The following is a 2,812-nucleotide window of genomic DNA, read 5'->3' as shown; positions in this document are numbered from 1 at the left end:
GCGAGTAGAAACTTATGGGATATCGAATATTCCTTCAAATGGACCTGCACTTTTAGTTGGAAATCACTCCGGAGGGTTACCTTACGACGCTACTATGCTTAAAGTAGCAATCCAAAAAGAACATCATATGCACAGAGAATTGCGCTTTATGGTGGAAGACTTTTTATTTCACTTTCCCTTTTTAGGTTCTTTAATGAATCGATTTGGTGGTGTGCGTGCAAGCCAAGAAAATGCACAACAACTTCTTGAAAACAACCATCCTGTCGTTGTTTTTCCAGAAGGAGTAAAAGGCCTTGGAAAACTTTATCGCGACAAATATCACTTAGCACGTTTTGGAAGAGGAGGATTTATTCGGTTATGCTTAAGAACCCGAGCTCCTTTGGTGCCCGTTGCCTTTATAGGGCCTGAAGAAATTCATCCTATGCTGGCCCGTGAAACTACTTTTTCAAGAATGATAGGTGTTCCTTACACACCAATTACATGGACTTTTCCATGGCTCGGCCCATTCGGATTAATCCCGCTTCCAAGCAAATGGAGCATACATATCTTGCCGCAAATTGACTTTTCCAATTTTGGACCAGGAGCAGAAAAAGATCGTGTACTTGTTTATAAAATGAGTAAAATGGTGAAAGAACAAATTCAAGATACGATAGTAGATAAATTAAAAAATAGACGCAGTATTTGGCTTGGATAAGGGGTTTAAATGTCTCAAAAAATAAGAGTTATTTACAATCAAAAAGGTGGCGTAGGGAAAACAACAATTGCTGTTAATTTAGCAGCATGTTCTGCTATCCGTGGAAAAAGAACATTACTCATTGATTCAGACCCTCAAGGAAATGCTTCTTGCTATATTTTAGGATCAAATAAACAACCTGAAAAATCATTAACGCATTATTATGAAAGTTGTTTACATTTAAATATATTTAGACAATCTATTTTTGAATATATCACTTCTCAAACACGTATTCCAAATTTACACTTAGTTGCTTGCAATAGAGAATTAGAAGAGCTTAGAACAAAACTAGAAAATAAACATAAAATAATGAAATTAAAAGATGGATTAAAAAATAATACATACGATCATGTTTATTTAGATCCACCACCTGCGAATGATTTTTTTAGTTTAGCTTGTCTCATTGCGGCAACAGAAATTATTATTCCGATTGATTGTGACGCCTTTAGCATTCGCGCTGCTCAAGAAATAAAACAAACTATAGATGAAGTGAAACAAGACCATAATCCAAATTTAATTGTAAAAGGAATTGTTGTTAATCAATATCAAAAAGGAACGAAACACTCTTTAGGAATTATTCAAGAATTAAAAAAAATAGGGTATCAGGTTCTTGAACCTTATATTCCTACAAGCATAAAAGTTCGTGAATCCCATTCCGAAGTAAAACCTATTGTTATTGGATATCCGGATCATCCTGTAAGCCAAGCACTTTTTGGGTTATTTGATGAGTTAGATAAGAGTGAAAATAATTTAGATCCACAAAATGAACTAAAAAACATTCAAGCAAAACAACAATCTACTGAAGAACCAAGAATTCATAATTAATTTTATATTATAACGAGTGTTCCATTAAGATATAAAATAATAAAGTTATTTTATATCTATAAATACTTTTACTTTAATTTCTTTAGAATAATCCGCATGAACAGAAAGTGGAGATTTTCCTTGTGCTAAAAACTCCCCTTCATAGCTTCCCGATTTTAATGAAGGATTTTTTAGAATATCAAAAGAAACAATTAAATATGCTACTTCAGGATCATGTAAAATTGCGATATTATTTAGTTCGGTATAGGATTCATAATGTATATATCTTTGGGCTGATAATACAATTTCTTTAAACCTACCACTTTCTTTATGAAAAAGTTTTACTCGAACCTCTGTACTTGTTGTTTTCGATATTGCATTCGGATCATTATAATAAGTCATATTAACAGGAGAAATAACATTATTTTGATTTGGAATAATAAAATAAATGGGACCCTCTTTTAGTTCAGCAGCAATATTGCCCGAATTAAAAGATTTTAAAGGAGTGGCATCACTATCCTTAAAAAAAAGACAATTATTTGAATTTACAGTTTCTTTGCAATCTTCTCTGCTGACACTTGTAACAAGATCATTAGCATAAATTACATTTAAAGTTGTACCTCCAGAACCCATTCTATCCATTGATTTTGGCTGTGGGTTTAAAAAAGATTTACTACAACTAGAAACAGTAATAACAATAATAAAAGATATTAAAACTTTTAAAAATTTATTATTTTCTAAAAATAAAGACACAATAACCTCAGAAATTTTATATTTTTAAATATGTATCTGTTAACACATAAAAAAATGAATAAAATGAATACAAACACAATTCATTATACATCGGCTCAGATTACGGTTTCGTGACTTTGCAATTAAAAGCCACATTCTTATTTTTTATGTAAGACAAAGATAATACTTGATAAAATTCTTCATTAAGATTATAAAAGCAATTATTTTACATACTAGTATAAAATATCGTAACCAGAAATAATATAATATTTTTCATAATTATTGAATTATTTCTATAAAATAATACTTATATAAATTTTTAATATAATGAATTCCGATTTTAATCTAGAAAGTTATTTATAAATATTAATAATTTAATTTTAAATAGATACTTCTTTTATTAAATTACAAAACTGCTATGGACCCCATTTGAGTTGACACATAATTAATGTGAATTTTGATACTGTATTGGACTCATCATTGCAAGCCCGGAATGGGGTGCATGATGATTATAATCATAAAACCATTCCTCTAAATGCTCTA

4 protein-coding genes are annotated in these 2,812 nt (G+C 30.3%); 2 read left to right on the top strand and 2 right to left on the bottom strand.

Going from position 1 to position 2,812, the window contains the following annotated elements:
- Positions 1–694: lysophospholipid acyltransferase family protein (locus ACIQ56_RS16400; protein WP_397602111.1), on the top strand; the 694-nt coding region annotated here is incomplete at its 5' end.
- Positions 695–703: 9 nt separating this feature from the next.
- Complete coding sequence (locus ACIQ56_RS16395) at positions 704–1,558, top strand: ParA family protein (protein ID WP_397602110.1); 855 nt, start codon at positions 704–706, stop codon at positions 1,556–1,558.
- Between the two features lie 45 nt (positions 1,559–1,603).
- On the opposite strand, the gene ACIQ56_RS16390 is transcribed toward ACIQ56_RS16395, so the two are convergent.
- Positions 1,604–2,290 (bottom strand): hypothetical protein, encoded by a 687-nt coding sequence (locus tag ACIQ56_RS16390; RefSeq protein ID WP_397602109.1) that lies wholly within the window; start codon positions 2,288–2,290, stop codon positions 1,604–1,606.
- Between the two features lie 424 nt (positions 2,291–2,714).
- On the bottom strand, positions 2,715–2,812 hold a 98-nt coding region (locus ACIQ56_RS16385; RefSeq protein WP_397602112.1), incomplete at its 5' end, for an integrase core domain-containing protein.

The sequence above is a fragment of the Silvanigrella sp. genome (assembly GCF_044369315.1).
Taxonomy (GTDB): Bacteria; Bdellovibrionota_B; Oligoflexia; order Silvanigrellales; family Silvanigrellaceae; genus Silvanigrella.
This window is presented reverse-complemented; position numbering and strand designations above follow the sequence as displayed.